We start from the raw sequence: 13,861 nt of genomic DNA, 5'->3' as shown, positions 1-13,861 counted from the left end.
TTTTCTGATTTGCCGGCGCCACTAGCGCGCCCGCCTAATCGACAGCCTCTGATTCAAAGGTCTGAAGATGGAAAACGTTCGCGCCACTGCCCGCCCCGCCGTCTGGCTGATGCTTGGCATCGTCCTTGTCGCTCTTAACCTGCGCCCGTCGATGGCCGCCGTCGGGCCTTTGCTGTCGGCGATTCGCGGCGACATACCGTTGAGCTTCAGCCTCGCCTCGCTGCTGACCATGCTGCCGGTGATGGCCATGGGGCTGGCGATGTTTTTCGGGATCGGCATCAGCCAGCGTCTGGGGGAACGGCGCACGGTGGTGCTGTCGTTGCTGATCATCGGACTGGCAACGCTGTCGCGGCTGTTTCTCGACTCGGCGGCGCAGCTGATCGTCAGCGCCGTCCTTGCCGGGATCGGCATCGCGCTGATTCAAGCGTTAATGCCGGCCCTGATCAAGTCGAGATTTCCCGACAACGTGGCGTTGTGCATGGGGCTGTATGTCACATCGATCATGGGCGGTGCCGCGCTGGCCGCTTCGTTCGCGCCTCAGGTGATGCTTGGTACCGGCAGCTGGCGGGCGGGGCTGGCGATCTGGGCGGCACTGGCGTTGCTCGCCTTGTTTTTCTGGCTGGCACAACGCGATGACGTACCCTCCATCACCACCGCCGTGAAGAAGGAGGCCTTCTTCACCCATTCCCGCGCCTGGCTGCTCGCCATCTTCTTCGGTCTGGGGACAGCGTCCTACACCTGCGTACTCGCGTGGCTGGCTCCGTACTACGTGGAAAACGGCTGGAGCGAACAGAACGCCGGTCTGCTGTTGGGTTTTCTGACGGCCATGGAGGTGATTTCCGGTCTGGTGGTTCCCGCTATCGCCAACCGCAGCCGTGACCGACGTTGGGTACTGGGCGCCCTGCTGGCGCTGATCATCGCCGGGTTCTGCGGCTTGATCCTCAGCCCACAACTTCTGAGCCTGTTGTGGCCGTGCCTGCTGGGCCTGGGAATTGGCGGGCTGTTCCCGATGAGCCTGATCGTCTCCCTCGATCACCTCGACAATCCGCAGCGCGCCGGCGCTCTGACCGCTTTTGTGCAAGGGATCGGTTATCTGATTGCGGGCCTTTCACCCCTGCTGGCCGGGATGATCCGCGATCAACTGGGCAGCTTCGAATGGGCCTGGTGGTCGCTGACAGCTGTCATGGCGCTCATGCTGTTGATCGTGGGGCACTTCGACCCTCGGCGTTACGCCCGGCACTTTCGCTGATCGGGCGTTGTGCACGGTGCTTCACCCCTCTGGCTAAAGGCTTCTGGCCATCTTTTACAGGATCGTTTTGACACGTCGTATTACTAAAACTTTCTGTCCCACAACTGTCCGTGAAAAATCCTACAGGGCTTTCTCCTGGCACCATCGTTCCGTTACGATCATGCGCACACGTTTGCGCGGATTCGGCGCAAGGAGCACAGCGAGACAGAACGGATGCTGAACAGTAACTTGCTTAGAAAGCTCGACATGCAGGATCTCATGGTGTTTGTCGCCGTGTATGAGCAAAGCAGCGTCACCGATGTGTCGGAGGCGCTGTTTGTCAGTCAGTCCACCGTCAGTTACTGCCTGAAGAAACTGCGTACCAGTTTTGAAGACGAATTGTTCGTCAACACCCGCACGGGCATGCGCCCGACCTACAAGGCCAGCAGCATGTATGGCCATGTGCAGAAAATCCTCGAAAGCATCAACCTGTGCCACGCCGGCGCCCCGACCTTCGACCCGATGGCGCAACCGGTGACCTTCAACATCTGCGCCCCGGAATATTTCGAGCAACTGATCCTGCCGCGCATGCTCAAGCGTTTCGACTTCGACGACCTTCCGGTGATGGTCAACATGCACAAGTTCGAAACCGACGTGCCAGCGCAGGAACTGCGCGATGGCAGCCTCGATCTGGTGATCTGTTTCGGTCCGCACTTCCACCGCAGCCATACCGACCTGAAATCGCAGATGCTGCTGGAAGATGACCTGGTCTGCGTCTTCGATAAACGCGCAACGCCGCTGGAGCCGCGCCTGAGCCTGCAAGCCTTCACCGAACGCCGGCATGTGTTCCCCACGCCTTGGACGTCCACCACCAATATGGTCGATGGCTGGCTGGCACGGCAGGCACAGAAGCGTCAGATCGTCGCCCGTTCCAACAGCTACAGCGCAGCGTTGAAGATGATCACCGGCACCGATTTCATCCTCACCCTGCCCCGGCGTATCCAGCGTTTGCTGACCAACGACGCGGTGTTCAATCACTGCGAGGCCCCCAACGGCCTGCCAGGTTTCACCCTCGACATGCAGTGGAGCCACAACGTCGATCAGGACAGCGCCAACCTCTGGCTGCGCGAGCAGGTCATCAAGACCTGCGCGGAGCTGGAGGCGGCCTGAGTCTTACACGCCGATGGCGACTTTGCTGTAGGACTCGCGGTCGATATCGAGCAGTTCCACGCTCAACTGCACCTCGACACCGGCCGGCCATTCGCAAAGGTCCTGCAGCACCGCCAACAGGTTTTGCGAGAGTTGCTTCTTGATCTCCGGGGAACGACCGCTGAGCAGCGCCAGCCTCACCGCCACAAAGGCCCGCTCGCTCATGGAGGTGCCGACCTTGAAGGTCTCCACCTTGAGCGCACGACTCTTGATATCGAACTCCGCCGCGAACTGACCGGAACCCACCAGGGTGTTGTTGAGCCGGATCAACGCCACATCGGCGTTCAGTTGCGGCAGGTTGGCGGTGTATTCCATGTGCAGGTGTGGCATCGGGAGACTCCAGTCAGTCGGCAGAAAGGCCGTACATATAACACAGCTGCACCCTACTCTCCTGCGGCTTTTTCCGACACTGGGACGGGAAGTCCCCGACGCAGTGCCAGGGTTTCCCAGATCGCTACCAGCACCACGACTGCCGTGGTCAACGCGCCCAGCGCCAAGGCTGAAAACCAGTGATTCAGTGCCAGCGGCAACAGCAGCACGAGCACTACCAATCCGAATACATGGGATAACGGTGGAAACGGTCGGTCAGCCATGACCCACTTGAACAGTGCATTGCCGAGCAGGAACAACCACGGCCCGGCAACGATCACGAAGATGCCGGCATCGCTGGCATGATCCGGGTGCACCAGCACCAGTTCGTCGGCCACCGCGCTGACAATGACCCCGGCGACAATCAGCACATGCAGGTAGGTGTAGGCGATTCGCGCCTGGCGCCCGGGGTCGGCGGAATGAGCGATACGGTGGTGCGCGCGCTCCGCACCGCTGTCAAAGTACACCCACCACATGGCGATGCTGCCCAGCACCGCCACCAGAAACGCCAGCAGTCCATCGCGGCCCGGAACCAGTTCGGCAAAGGTCGCACCGGTCACCAGCAACGACTCACCCAGAGCGATGATCACGAACAGCGCGCAACGCTCGGCCATGTGATTGCCTTCGACATTCCAGTCGCTCAATGACGAGCGTCCCAGCCCCGGCACCCAGAAATACAGCGACGGCGAAATCAGTTCGATCAGCAGCGCCAGCGCCCAGCAAAGTAGCCGCTGCTCGCCTTCGACTAACGCCCCGCCGATCCAGAACACCCCGGACAACACCAGCCACGCGAGGATGCGCTGGAAGTTGCGCGTCATGTTCAGCGACTCGCCGCGTACCGCCCAGATTGCGAACAGCGTGCGCCCGACCTGCATGAACACGAACGCCGCCGCGAACATCAGACCGCGCTCGGTGAATGCCTTGGGAATCGAAGACGAAAGCAGCAAACCGGCGATCATCAGACCGAACAGCCCGAGGCGCACCGGCAGTTTTTCCGGATCGAGCCAGTTGGTGATCCAGGACGTGAAGATCCACACCCACCACACCGCGACCATTATCAGGGTCACCTGCACCGCACCGAGCACCGACAAGTGCGCGAGCAAGGTGTGGGACAGCTGAGTCACGGCGAACACGAACACCAGATCGAAAAACAGCTCGACCATGCCGACCTTGCCGCTATCGAGACCGCCGCGCCCACGCAGCAAACCACGGGAAATGCTCATGGGATCGAGGCTCCACCGAGTTCAGGTGTACTCAGCAAAGCAGCCGGACCACGGCTCGGCAAGTCAGAGCGGAGAGTGAGGCCGCTCACTCATGAACTGCTCCAGCCGCGAACGCAGCCAGCGCTCGGCCGGGTCGCTGTCGACATGGCTGAGCCAGACCATCGACAGGTCGAGCGTCGGAGTCTTGAACGGGAACGGCTCCTTGAACAGCAGGCCCGAGGCGGCCATGGCTTCGGCGGTGTAGTCCGGCAGGCTGGCGATCAGATCGGTGCCGGCCAGCAGCGCCGGCAACGAACTGTACTGCGGCACCGACAACACCACCTGACGGGTGCGACCTATATCCGCCAGCCACTCATCGGCGTAGCCACTGACGTTGGCGGTGTGAGAAACCAGCACATGCGGGCGGGCGCAATATTCATCGAGGGTCAGCGGTGTGGCGGACTTGTCGGCGCGCAGGATGCTCGGCTGAATATGTCGCAGCAGCTTGCGTTTGGCATTGGCCGGCAGGCCACGGGTCTGGCTGATGCCGACGGTGATGTCGCCAGCGGCCAGCAGATCGGGAATCCGCCAGTAATCGACATGCTGCACCACGAACGCCACGTTCGGTGCTTCCTGGCGCAAGGCACGCAACAGCGGTGGCAACAGACCGAATTCGACGTCATCCGACAGGCCGATGCGAAACGTCATGGTGCTGACGGCGGGATCGAAATCACGGGTCAGGCTCAGCGCCACTGACAACGAGTCCAGCGCGGGTTTCAAATGGCGATAGATATCTTCGGCGCGGGCCGTCGGCTCCATGCGGTGGCCGACGCGGATGAACAGCGGATCGTTGAGCATCGTGCGCAAGCGATTGAGCGCCGAGCTGATGGTCGGCTGGCCGAGAAACAGTTTCTCGGCGGCCCGGGTCACATTGCGTTCGAGCATCAAGGTCTCGAACACCACCATCAGGTTGATGTCGGCCTTGCGAAGTTCATTGCGGTTCATCCATTGCCCCCCCAGTCCCCGGATTGCGGGCAGTGTAGAAAGCCCTGTCGTTATCGTCTATGCGCGAATGGTCCAGTTGATCCTCAGAAGGCCAATCCTGAGGCCCTGCACTGCGCTTCGCAGAAACATGATCCAACGATTGGAAACAAATCCCCGATAGCCAAATAACAGGGCTCCGCTAGGCTTGCGACGATGCGCCAAACAGGTTGTCGCAATATCCCATCGCATGGAGCGAACTGAATGTATTTCGAGATTTACAGGCAATCCAGGGGCACCCCGAGCACCGGTAAGGGCCAATGGCGCTGGCGGCTACGGGCGGGGAACCATGAGACGGTTGCCAGTGGGGAGTCGTATGTGAACAAGGCGGATTGTCTGCATGTGATCGAGTTGATCAAGGGTGTGCAGGGGGATACGCCGGTCAAGGAGATTTGACCGCCGGCTGATAACCCTGCAGAAGCGAAAAAGCCCCGCGGATTTTCATCTGCGGGACTTTCCGAGACTGACGCCCCCCTGTCTTCAGAACTTCTCGGGGATGTGCCGGAAGGGATAATCCGACTCCTTGTAGCCCCCAGGCTTCTGCCGCTTGGGTAGCTCAACCTTCTCGCGCGAAACACTCTTGTACGGAATGCGGCTGAGAAGATCGGAGATGATATTCAGACGCGCTCGCCGCTTGTCATTCGAGTCGGCCACCAGCCAGGGTGCATATTCGGTATCGGTTGCCTTGATCATGTCGTCACGCGCCCGCGAGTAGTCATACCAGCGGCTGTACGACTTGAGATCCATGGGAGACAGTTTCCAGATCTTTCGACCGTCCTTGATACGCTCTTCCAGCCGACGGGTCTGCTCTTCCTGACTGACGTTCAACCAGTACTTGAGCAGAATCACCCCGGAATCGACGATGGCACGCTCCACCAGGGGCACCGTCTTGAGAAATTTTTCAGCCTGATTCTCGGTACAGAACCCCATCACCCGCTCGACACCGGCGCGGTTGTACCAACTGCGATCGAAGATCACCACCTCACCGGCCGCCGGCAGATAAGGCAGGTAGCGCTGCAGATACATCTGGCTCTTCTCACGCTCGCTCGGGGCCGGCAACGCTACCACCCGGAAAACCCGCGGGCTGACCCGATCAGTAAGCGCCTTGATCGTCCCGCCTTTACCCGCACCATCACGCCCTTCGAAAATTACACAGACCTTGATGCCCTCAGCCCTCACCCATTCCTGCAGTTTGACGAGCTCAACGTGCAGTCGACGCAACTCCGCCAGATAGTCTTTGCTCGACAGTTTCGGGCGATCTGCGGGGGTGTCTTTGGGCGAGTCTTTCTTCTTTCCCTTTGCCATGACCGAACCTCATGCATTGAAGGGGCTGACCGCCGGAGTTATGGCGGCCCATGAGCTGGAATGCAGGAGTTTAGTCAGTTAATTGGGAATACGAGCCGCGGCTCAGGCGTGTGCTTCTCGATCAAGCACTTCAGCGACCCACTGATTGATACTCTTTCGAGCCAGCTGGGCCTTCACGGCAACAGTCGCGTGAAGCGCGGGCGCCAGACGCAGACTGAGGTTGCCCGAATAAGGTTTCTGTGGCGCTCTTCCGAGCTTGGCGCAGGTTTCCAGATAGTCGGTGACTGCCTCTTCAAATGCCTGTCGGAGCTCTTTGACCGACTCGCCATGAAAACCCACAACATCCTTGATTCCCGCGATGTGGCCAACAAACAGACCGTCCTCGTCACTGTACTCAATACGGGCGGCATAGCCGTTGTAGTTCATCACGTTCATGGTGTGACTCCTGCTTGTTCGAGGAAAGCCCGGGCATCACGAACCTGATAGGGCTTTGCTTCTTTATCTGGATGGGGTCGGTGAAAAGTGGCGACCACACCATTCAATTCAAAACGTACACGAGATCCATTGCCCTCGATCGTTCTCGCGCCCACCCCTCCGAACAGAGATTCGATGCGGGCCCACTCCAACGTAGCTGGAGTGGGTCTTGAAAATACGGCTTTGAGGGTGCTCAGCTGTTTATTATTCATAGTATTACATCATGATACCGCGCAAGGGCACAGCGACTCTGATTCACACCGCTGATGCGTGAAGTAAAACTCTCAAAAACGTGCGCAAACGCCGCTTGTCCAGAGTCAGGAAAGCGGCGTTTCTATAGCAGTTATTCAGAGTCTGTTTGGCACGGTCACCAGAATAATCGGATGACTCTCAACGAGGTTGTAGGCAAAATCTGCGAGTTGCGTGCGAACAGACGATTGCTGTGCAAAGTGGCTGATTGCCGCCTTGTTCGGCCTCATTTCGTCGGGATACTCTCAAGACGTCGCTGCATATCAGCGGCCGGGCTTGGAAACCCGACGAGTCACGCAACAGCGCCCCTACAAATGCTGGCGTTTTCTTACGCCCGTATATTTGCTTTATGGCGGCTGTGCGTGGGACGCCCTCGGGCGTGCCGGTCTCCTTGACTCCCGGTTTCCAACCTGCGTACAGCTGCCACCCATTCGCTTGGAAACGAAAGTGGCAGCTCCTCACAGTCAAGGAGTTACACATGCATGATGCACCTGAAGAAAAAACCGCCGGAACCACTCCCTTTCTCTATTGTTCTGACAATCCGCTATTTCATGTCTGCGCCGGAGTGCCTGTCAGCCAGGCGCTGGCTCAAGCTTCCGACCTACTGGCTCTCGCCAAGGCACTTGCGGAAGATGCGGCATTCATTAGAGAAACGGACCGATATGCCTGGGCTGCACATTTTTTGACGGAGATGGGTAAGGCGGTTGTTGATGATGTGGTGAAGGCGGTTTCGTCGAAGGCCATGAAGATGTCGCCGAAAACTGCGAAATGACGGTTACCTCACCCGGAAACTAGCTGGCTCTTCTCTGCAATAAGGAAGCCCCGTAATCCTGCATCTACGGGGCCTCTCTCACGAGCGTTCATTCGTCATCATCGTTTTCTTCATCGCCATCATCGTCCGTTGAAATAACGCCGGCGCCTCCTTCGACAAACGACTGACAACCTTCGTTAAAGGACTCTGATGGGGTGCTACAGGAATTTTCATCGTCAATTCCTTTTTGCTCGGCCCAGTCATACCCAGCCTGATGTCCTGAGCAATCATCCGTGCATTCGTAGCCATCAAACGTATCTGCGAAAATTGTCGTGCTCCCCAGACTCAAGACAAGCAGCACAATTGAATAAAGTGCCTTCTCTGGCAGATTCATAACTACAAGCCATCACGCGGTTTAGTGCCGGGTTTTCCTGTGTACGGATTCACATTGCCCTTGGTGCTGTAGTTATTGTTCCTGGTGGAGTCTGGGTTTGTAGCATGAGAGGGGCGAACATACGTTCCATTGCTTCGCGTATACCCACTAACCGAATGGTCAGAACGACTTCCGCTGGAGTAGCCGGACTTGAACGAGGAATGACTACCGAAGCTGCTTCCACGTGCGTAAACGCTCGCTGAAAGCGCTACCGAGATTGCTATAACGGCTACAGAAAAAACCTTTTTCATACAAACCTCCATTTTTCCAACGATGGTAGCTCAATGGAATCACTTGGAAAGCTCAGGCGATAAAGGGTCATGGGAGTAACGGCGTTAACGCAAACCTGTTGGAAAGGATCCCACGCAGGCAGAGTTGGCTTTCCAGGAAAAGCGATGAATGTTGCTCGTCTGTATTGATCTAGAGATCCAACTCTAATGCGTCAATAAACGATCCGAGTAAAAACTCTCAGAAACGAAAAAGCCCCGTAGATTTTCATCTGCGGGGCTTTTTCTGTGTATGGCGGAGAGATAGGGATTCGAACCCTAGGTACCGGTGAAGGTACAACGGATTTCGAATCCGTCCCATTCGGCCACTCTGGCATCTCTCCAACGGCGCGCATCATAACAACACTTTTATCGAAAGCAAACCCTCTTTCGAAATTTTCTCCGTGCTATCAGATGCTTGCGTCGATTAAAGCGGTACGCCCAGACGGTGGGCAACTTCTTCATAGGCTTCGATGACGTCACCGAGGCCCTGACGGAAGCGGTCCTTGTCCATCTTCTTCTTGGTGTCCTTGTCCCACAGACGGCAGCCGTCCGGGCTGAACTCGTCGCCCAGGACGATGGAGCCATCGCTGAACACGCCGAATTCAAGCTTGAAGTCCACCAGCAGCAGGCCTGCGTCGTCGAACAGTTTGCTCAGGACTTCGTTGACCTTGAGCGACAGTTCTTTCATGCGCGCCAGTTGCTCGGCGGTGCCCCAGCCGAACGCCACGACGTGGGATTCGTTGATGAACGGGTCGCCCTTGGCGTCGTCCTTCAGGAACAGTTCGAAGGTGTAAGGGTTGAGCTTCATGCCCTCCTCGACGCCCAGACGCTTGACCAGGCTGCCGGCGGCGTAGTTACGCACGACGCACTCGACCGGAATCATGTCGAGTTTTTTCACCAGGACTTCGTTGTCAGCCAGCAGTCTGTCGAATTGGGTCGGAATGCCGGCCGCTTCGAGTTTCTGCATGATGAAGGCGTTGAACTTGTTGTTCACCATGCCTTTGCGGTCGAGCTGCTCGATGCGCTTGCCGTCGAACGCCGAAGTGTCGTTGCGAAACAGCAGGATCAAGCGGTCAGCGTCGTCGGTCTTGTAAACCGATTTGGCTTTGCCGCGGTAGAGTTCTTCACGTTTTTCCATGATGGGCTCCGCTTGCTAAGTAGATGGGCTAGGCGATGTGACGCCAGTCGAGCCCTGAATCTTGATCGGCCAGTTGCAGCCAGTCCGGGTCGCACCCGAGGGTGTCGACAAAACATTGCCGGGCCAGCTGCGGCAGGTTGTTCTTGCTGCTCAGATGGGCCAGGACCAGGTGTTGCAGGCCTTGCCAGCCCAACTCGGCCACCAGGAATGCCGCCTGATGGTTGTTCAAATGTCCCAGCTCGCCGCCCACCCGCTGCTTGAGAAAGTACGGGTAATGACCACGGGCCAGCATGTCTCGGCAATGATTGGACTCGATCATCAACGCATCGAGGTCCCGATAGCCATCCAGCACCCGCTCACAGTATGAACCCAGATCGGTCAGCAGGCCGAAACGCCGCTCACCATCGCTGAATACATATTGGGTCGGTTCCTGTGCATCGTGGGCCACGGCAATAACCCGGATGTCCAGAGCTCCGATCTGCAGTTGCTCGCCGCCGGCCACGAAGCCTGCGGGTTCAATCGGTTTGCGCATCCCGCGCAGTGTGCCGCGACTGAGGTAGACCGGCAGATTGTAGCGCCGAGACAGCAAACCCACGCCATGCACGTGGTCGGCATGTTCGTGGGTCACGAGTATCGCGCTCAGTTGCGCCGGGCTCACACCCAGGCGCAACAGACGTTTTTCGGTTTCTCGCAGGGAAAAACCACAATCCACCAGCACATACGTATCAGCACTGGCGATCAGCGTGCCGTTCCCTTGGCTACCGCTGCCGAGAACGGCAAAACGCATTGGATCAGCCCAGATTGTCCTGAATCACGCTCAACACTTTGCGAGCCACATCAGCCGGCGCAACGGTGTTGATGTTTTTCTCGACGGTGACCTGAACGTTATCGCCAACCTTGCTCAGGCGAACCTGATAACGCTCGGCACGGGCTTCAACTTCTTCCTTGGTCGGCGCACTGCCGAACAGGCTGCTGAAGAAACCAGGCTTCTCGTCTTTCTTCTCGGCTTTTTCGGCCAGGTTGATGTAGTACAAGCCCAGGCTGCGGTTGATGTCTTCAACGCGCCATTGACCTTGCTCCAGCGCACGACCGACGCTCGACCAGGCACGGTCCAGGTCGGAACCGACGTTCAATACCGGGTTGCCGCTGCCGTCCTCGCTGAGGCTGACGCGGCTCGGGGTATCGAAATCACGCGATGCCAGCATCGACACCGAACCACCCTTCTCGGAGGTACGGCTCATGCTCGCGAGCATGTCGTCGACCAGTGCAGCGTCCAGACCGGTATTGACCGAACGATTGGTGAAGTCGACGTTGGCGGTGCTGCCGGCAGGACGCTCGGCGCTGACTACGTAGATTTCACTGGTATTGCGCTGTACGCCAGGCTCGATGCGAACCCGTACGCGGGTTTCGCTGTCGGCGGCGACGCCGGCAGCACTCAGGCGCTTGGCCATGGCGGCGGACAGCTCGTCGGAATGTTGCCAGGTGGTAGTGAATTCACCGGTTTGCGGACGCTGTTCATCCAGACGGAAACCGTTGTCCTGGAAGAACTGCACAGCCACTGGCCAGACTTCGGCCGGTGGATGCTGACCCATGACCCATCGCGAATCACCGCTCTTCTGCAGCGAGTAGTCGCTGGCGTCAGCGATCGCCGACAGTGGTTGAGGACGCGGAACCACGTATTCGCCGGTAGCGGTATCGTCGGCGACGTTGCGCGGGATCGGCAGCAGTGGATCCAGACGCTTGGAGGTGCTGACACCTTCTGGCAGTTGCATCGGTGCAGTCTGTTTCGCTTCCAGGTAGTCGCTACCACGGTCACGGAAATAACCTTCCGGGCCCCAGATCCATCCGCAGCCACTGGTGCTGGAGATAATCAAGGCAAGTGCGGAAAGTCCGGCCATTCGCTTCATGCGTTGTACTTCCTCAATTAAACCAGGACGCTGCACTGGCGCAGGGCCGAGCGCAACGTTTCATGACAAGGAGCGCTCAGCCAGGTCAGCGGCAGGCGAATGCCTTCGTGCATCAGGCCCATTTCGACCAAAGCCCACTTCACCGGAATCGGGTTGGCTTCGATGAACAGGTCCTTGTGCAGCGGCATCAGTTTTTCGTTGATGGCCCGTGCGGTCTCGGCGTCGCCCTTGAGCGCGGCCTCGCACAGGTCGGCCATTTCGCGCGGGGCGACGTTGGCAGTGACGGAAATGTTGCCTTTGCCACCCAGCAGGATCAGCTCGACTGCGGTCGGATCATCGCCGGACAGCACGATGAAATCCTTGCTCACGCCGTCGAGGATCGCCTTGGCGCGTTTCAGGTCGCCAGTGGCTTCCTTGATACCGATGATGTTCGGCACGGTGGACAGACGGATCACGGTCTCGGCCTGCATGTCGCAGGAGGTGCGGCCGGGAACGTTGTAGAGGATCTGCGGGATATCGACCGCTTCGGCGATATGCTTGAAGTGCTGATACAGGCCTTCCTGGGTCGGCTTGTTGTAGTACGGGACGACCAGCAGGCAGGCATCGGCGCCGGCTTCCTTGGCGTTGCGGGTCAGCTCGACGGCTTCGCGGGTCGAGTTGGCGCCGGTACCGGCGATGACCGGAATGCGGCCTGCCACCTGTTTGACCACGGCTTTGATGACGGCAATGTGTTCTTCTACATCAAGGGTTGCCGACTCGCCGGTAGTACCGACCGCGACAATGGCATGGGTGCCGTTCTTGAGATGGAAGTCCACGAGTTTGCTGAGGCTGTCCCAGTCAAGACGCCCTTGTGCATCCATGGGTGTGACCAGTGCCACCATACTGCCCGCAATCATGAAACCGCTCCTGCCGGAAAAAGAGAGCGGTAATGGTACTGGCGCCAAGATGCTTGCACAAGCGAAGTACAGCGCCGCCATTCCCCTTGGCGCCGCTTTTCGCTACCCTTCAGACTTTGATCGGTACTGATCAGCTTGTACGCCGGGTTCCAGCCCCCCGTTTCGGCCTCCCAGGCCCCGTTCCAGCGTCGCCGCCTTAGGCTTCCTTATTATTGGAGCCGTAGCGACGGGCGAATCGGGTCTTCCGGACAGGTATGTCCCGGCACTCAACGCCCTCACCCTACCGACCGCTCATCGCTTTAGGAATGCTGCATGTCCACCCCCACAGTTCGCGAACAATTCCTTGTCATCAGTGCCCTCGGCGCCAATCCCATGGAGCTGACCAACGTCCTGTGCCGCGCCAGCCATGAAAACCGCTGCGCGGTCGTCACCTCCCGTCTGACTCGTCACGGCGAGTGCAGCGCACTGGTGCTCGAAGTCTCCGGCAGCTGGGACGCCCTGGCCCGCCTGGAAGGCAGCCTGCCAACCCTGGCCAAACGTCATTCGTTCACGGTTAACGTGGTGCGCAGCGCCGCCCTGGAAAACCGTCCACAAGCCCTGCCGTACGTGGCTTATGTGTCCTCGGCCTATCGCCCGGACATCATCAACGAGCTGTGCCAGTTCTTCATGGATCACAACGTCGAGCTGGAAAACCTGACTTGCGATACCTATCAGGCACCGCAGACCGGCGGCACCATGCTCAACGCCACGTTCACCGTGACCCTGCCGGCCGGCACCCAGATCAGCTGGCTGCGCGACCAGTTCCTGGACTTCGCCGATGCCATGAACCTCGACGCACTGATCGAACCGTGGCGCCCACAGAACCCAATGTAAGGAAGCTTTCATGGCCGTAGCTATCGATCAACCGGTTGCCGACTTCGAAGCCCCCGCCACCAGCGGGCAGACCGTCAGCCTCTCGGCCCTCAAGGGCAAGCAAGTGGTGATCTACTTCTATCCGAAGGACAGCACCCCGGGCTGTACCACCGAAGGTCAGGGCTTTCGCGATCAATACGCAGCGTTCAAGGCTGCCAACACGGAAATCTTCGGTATCTCCCGCGACAGCCTGAAGTCCCACGAGAACTTCAAGTGCAAGCAGGAGTTTCCGTTCGAACTGATCAGCGACAAGGACGAAGCCGTCTGCCAGCTGTTCGACGTGATCAAGCTGAAAAAACTTTACGGCAAGGAATACATGGGCGTGGATCGCAGCACGTTCCTGATCGACAGGAATGGCGTTCTGCGTCAGGAATGGCGCGGCGTGAAAGTACCGGGTCACGTGGATGCAGTGCTGGCCGCTGCTCAGGCGCTGAACAAGGCCTGATCCTTTCGGCGCCCTTGCGGGCGCCGAATCGCT

17 protein-coding genes and 1 tRNA gene are annotated in these 13,861 nt (G+C 58.7%); 6 read left to right on the top strand and 12 right to left on the bottom strand.

Going from position 1 to position 13,861, the window contains the following annotated elements:
* Positions 1-67 precede the first annotated feature (67 nt).
* On the top strand, positions 68-1,249 hold the full coding sequence (locus NH234_RS08235; RefSeq protein ID WP_367256272.1) for a cyanate transporter: 1,182 nt from the start codon (positions 68-70) through the stop codon (positions 1,247-1,249).
* A gap of 213 nt (positions 1,250-1,462) precedes the next feature.
* Positions 1,463-2,398 carry a LysR family transcriptional regulator gene (locus tag NH234_RS08230; RefSeq protein ID WP_085730018.1) on the top strand — a complete coding sequence of 312 codons (936 nt, stop codon included), beginning with the start codon at positions 1,463-1,465 and terminating at the stop codon, positions 2,396-2,398.
* A 3-nt stretch (positions 2,399-2,401) separates the two neighbouring features.
* On the opposite strand, the gene NH234_RS08225 is transcribed toward NH234_RS08230, so the two are convergent.
* From NH234_RS08225 to NH234_RS08215, 3 genes are all read right to left on the bottom strand, one after another.
* The gene (locus NH234_RS08225) at positions 2,402-2,767 is read right to left on the bottom strand and encodes a 5-carboxymethyl-2-hydroxymuconate Delta-isomerase (protein ID WP_282317737.1); all 366 of its coding nucleotides are present in this window, start codon (positions 2,765-2,767) and stop codon (positions 2,402-2,404) included.
* Positions 2,768-2,820: 53 nt separating this feature from the next.
* Complete coding sequence (locus NH234_RS08220; RefSeq protein WP_367256270.1) at positions 2,821-4,029, bottom strand: low temperature requirement protein A; 1,209 nt, start codon at positions 4,027-4,029, stop codon at positions 2,821-2,823.
* A gap of 63 nt (positions 4,030-4,092) precedes the next feature.
* Entirely contained in the window at positions 4,093-5,013 is a 921-nt protein-coding gene (locus NH234_RS08215) for a LysR family transcriptional regulator (protein ID WP_085730016.1), read from the bottom strand.
* 240 nt (positions 5,014-5,253) lie between these two features.
* Between NH234_RS08215 and NH234_RS08210 the strand changes: the two genes are divergently transcribed.
* A complete protein-coding gene (locus NH234_RS08210) occupies positions 5,254-5,445 on the top strand; it encodes a DUF1508 domain-containing protein (RefSeq protein ID WP_085730015.1) in 192 nt (63 codons plus the stop codon).
* Between the two features lie 84 nt (positions 5,446-5,529).
* Here the strand turns inward: NH234_RS08210 and ppk2 are convergent, their stop codons facing one another.
* From ppk2 to NH234_RS08195, 3 genes are all read right to left on the bottom strand, one after another.
* Positions 5,530-6,354, bottom strand: coding sequence for a polyphosphate kinase 2 (gene ppk2 / locus NH234_RS08205; protein WP_085730014.1), 825 nt, complete (start codon positions 6,352-6,354; stop codon positions 5,530-5,532).
* Between the two features lie 102 nt (positions 6,355-6,456).
* Positions 6,457-6,789, bottom strand: coding sequence for a type II toxin-antitoxin system HicB family antitoxin (locus NH234_RS08200; RefSeq protein WP_323150934.1), 333 nt, complete (start codon positions 6,787-6,789; stop codon positions 6,457-6,459).
* Complete coding sequence (locus NH234_RS08195) at positions 6,786-7,040, bottom strand: type II toxin-antitoxin system HicA family toxin (RefSeq protein WP_367256268.1); 255 nt, start codon at positions 7,038-7,040, stop codon at positions 6,786-6,788. Before NH234_RS08195 ends, NH234_RS08200 begins: the two co-directional genes overlap by 4 nt.
* 515 nt (positions 7,041-7,555) lie before the next feature.
* Here NH234_RS08195 and NH234_RS08190 point away from each other — a divergent pair.
* Positions 7,556-7,849 (top strand): DUF3077 domain-containing protein, encoded by a 294-nt coding sequence (locus NH234_RS08190; RefSeq protein ID WP_367256267.1) that lies wholly within the window; start codon positions 7,556-7,558, stop codon positions 7,847-7,849.
* An 88-nt stretch (positions 7,850-7,937) separates the two neighbouring features.
* Here NH234_RS08190 and NH234_RS08185 read toward each other — a convergent pair whose 3' ends face one another.
* The 6 genes from NH234_RS08185 to dapA form a co-directional block, all read right to left on the bottom strand.
* A complete protein-coding gene (locus NH234_RS08185; protein ID WP_367256265.1) occupies positions 7,938-8,222 on the bottom strand; it encodes a hypothetical protein in 285 nt (94 codons plus the stop codon).
* A 559-nt stretch (positions 8,223-8,781) separates the two neighbouring features.
* A tRNA-Ser gene (locus NH234_RS08180) sits at positions 8,782-8,871 on the bottom strand.
* An 83-nt stretch (positions 8,872-8,954) separates the two neighbouring features.
* The gene (purC, locus tag NH234_RS08175; protein WP_085730011.1) at positions 8,955-9,668 is read right to left on the bottom strand and encodes a phosphoribosylaminoimidazolesuccinocarboxamide synthase; all 714 of its coding nucleotides are present in this window, start codon (positions 9,666-9,668) and stop codon (positions 8,955-8,957) included.
* Between the two features lie 28 nt (positions 9,669-9,696).
* On the bottom strand, positions 9,697-10,455 hold the full coding sequence (locus tag NH234_RS08170; protein WP_085730010.1) for an MBL fold metallo-hydrolase: 759 nt from the start codon (positions 10,453-10,455) through the stop codon (positions 9,697-9,699).
* A 4-nt stretch (positions 10,456-10,459) separates the two neighbouring features.
* On the bottom strand, positions 10,460-11,575 hold the full coding sequence (bamC, locus tag NH234_RS08165; RefSeq protein WP_085730009.1) for an outer membrane protein assembly factor BamC: 1,116 nt from the start codon (positions 11,573-11,575) through the stop codon (positions 10,460-10,462).
* 17 nt (positions 11,576-11,592) lie between these two features.
* Positions 11,593-12,471 (bottom strand): 4-hydroxy-tetrahydrodipicolinate synthase, encoded by an 879-nt coding sequence (gene dapA, locus NH234_RS08160; RefSeq protein WP_085710243.1) that lies wholly within the window; start codon positions 12,469-12,471, stop codon positions 11,593-11,595.
* 312 nt (positions 12,472-12,783) lie between these two features.
* On the opposite strand from dapA, the gene NH234_RS08155 reads away from it, so the two are divergent.
* Positions 12,784-13,344: a glycine cleavage system protein R gene (locus tag NH234_RS08155; RefSeq protein ID WP_085710242.1), complete on the top strand. Its 561-nt coding sequence runs from the start codon at positions 12,784-12,786 to the stop codon at positions 13,342-13,344.
* Between the two features lie 10 nt (positions 13,345-13,354).
* Positions 13,355-13,828 (top strand): peroxiredoxin, encoded by a 474-nt coding sequence (locus tag NH234_RS08150; RefSeq protein WP_085730008.1) that lies wholly within the window; start codon positions 13,355-13,357, stop codon positions 13,826-13,828.
* The last annotated feature ends 33 nt before the right edge of the window (positions 13,829-13,861 follow it).

The sequence above is a fragment of the Pseudomonas sp. stari2 genome (genome assembly GCF_040760005.1).
In the GTDB taxonomy this organism is placed as follows: Bacteria; Pseudomonadota; Gammaproteobacteria; order Pseudomonadales; family Pseudomonadaceae; genus Aquipseudomonas.
This window is presented reverse-complemented; position numbering and strand designations above follow the sequence as displayed.

Excerpts from the sequence above, each read along its gene's own strand:
- NH234_RS08235 (WP_367256272.1), top strand. The coding sequence starts at position 68 with ATGGAAAACGTTCGCGCCACTGCCCGCCCCGCCGTCTGGCTGATGCTT.
- NH234_RS08230 (WP_085730018.1), top strand. The coding sequence starts at position 1,463 with ATGCTGAACAGTAACTTGCTTAGAAAGCTCGACATGCAGGATCTCATG.
- NH234_RS08225 (WP_282317737.1), bottom strand. The coding sequence starts at position 2,767 with ATGCCACACCTGCACATGGAATACACCGCCAACCTGCCGCAACTGAAC.
- NH234_RS08220 (WP_367256270.1), bottom strand. The coding sequence starts at position 4,029 with ATGAGCATTTCCCGTGGTTTGCTGCGTGGGCGCGGCGGTCTCGATAGC.
- NH234_RS08215 (WP_085730016.1), bottom strand. The coding sequence starts at position 5,013 with ATGAACCGCAATGAACTTCGCAAGGCCGACATCAACCTGATGGTGGTG.
- NH234_RS08210 (WP_085730015.1), top strand. The coding sequence starts at position 5,254 with ATGTATTTCGAGATTTACAGGCAATCCAGGGGCACCCCGAGCACCGGT.
- ppk2 (WP_085730014.1), bottom strand. The coding sequence starts at position 6,354 with ATGGCAAAGGGAAAGAAGAAAGACTCGCCCAAAGACACCCCCGCAGAT.
- NH234_RS08200 (WP_323150934.1), bottom strand. The coding sequence starts at position 6,789 with ATGAACGTGATGAACTACAACGGCTATGCCGCCCGTATTGAGTACAGT.
- NH234_RS08195 (WP_367256268.1), bottom strand. The coding sequence starts at position 7,040 with ATGAATAATAAACAGCTGAGCACCCTCAAAGCCGTATTTTCAAGACCC.
- NH234_RS08190 (WP_367256267.1), top strand. The coding sequence starts at position 7,556 with ATGCATGATGCACCTGAAGAAAAAACCGCCGGAACCACTCCCTTTCTC.
- NH234_RS08185 (WP_367256265.1), bottom strand. The coding sequence starts at position 8,222 with ATGAATCTGCCAGAGAAGGCACTTTATTCAATTGTGCTGCTTGTCTTG.
- purC (WP_085730011.1), bottom strand. The coding sequence starts at position 9,668 with ATGGAAAAACGTGAAGAACTCTACCGCGGCAAAGCCAAATCGGTTTAC.
- NH234_RS08170 (WP_085730010.1), bottom strand. The coding sequence starts at position 10,455 with ATGCGTTTTGCCGTTCTCGGCAGCGGTAGCCAAGGGAACGGCACGCTG.
- bamC (WP_085730009.1), bottom strand. The coding sequence starts at position 11,575 with ATGAAGCGAATGGCCGGACTTTCCGCACTTGCCTTGATTATCTCCAGC.
- dapA (WP_085710243.1), bottom strand. The coding sequence starts at position 12,471 with ATGATTGCGGGCAGTATGGTGGCACTGGTCACACCCATGGATGCACAA.
- NH234_RS08155 (WP_085710242.1), top strand. The coding sequence starts at position 12,784 with ATGTCCACCCCCACAGTTCGCGAACAATTCCTTGTCATCAGTGCCCTC.
- NH234_RS08150 (WP_085730008.1), top strand. The coding sequence starts at position 13,355 with ATGGCCGTAGCTATCGATCAACCGGTTGCCGACTTCGAAGCCCCCGCC.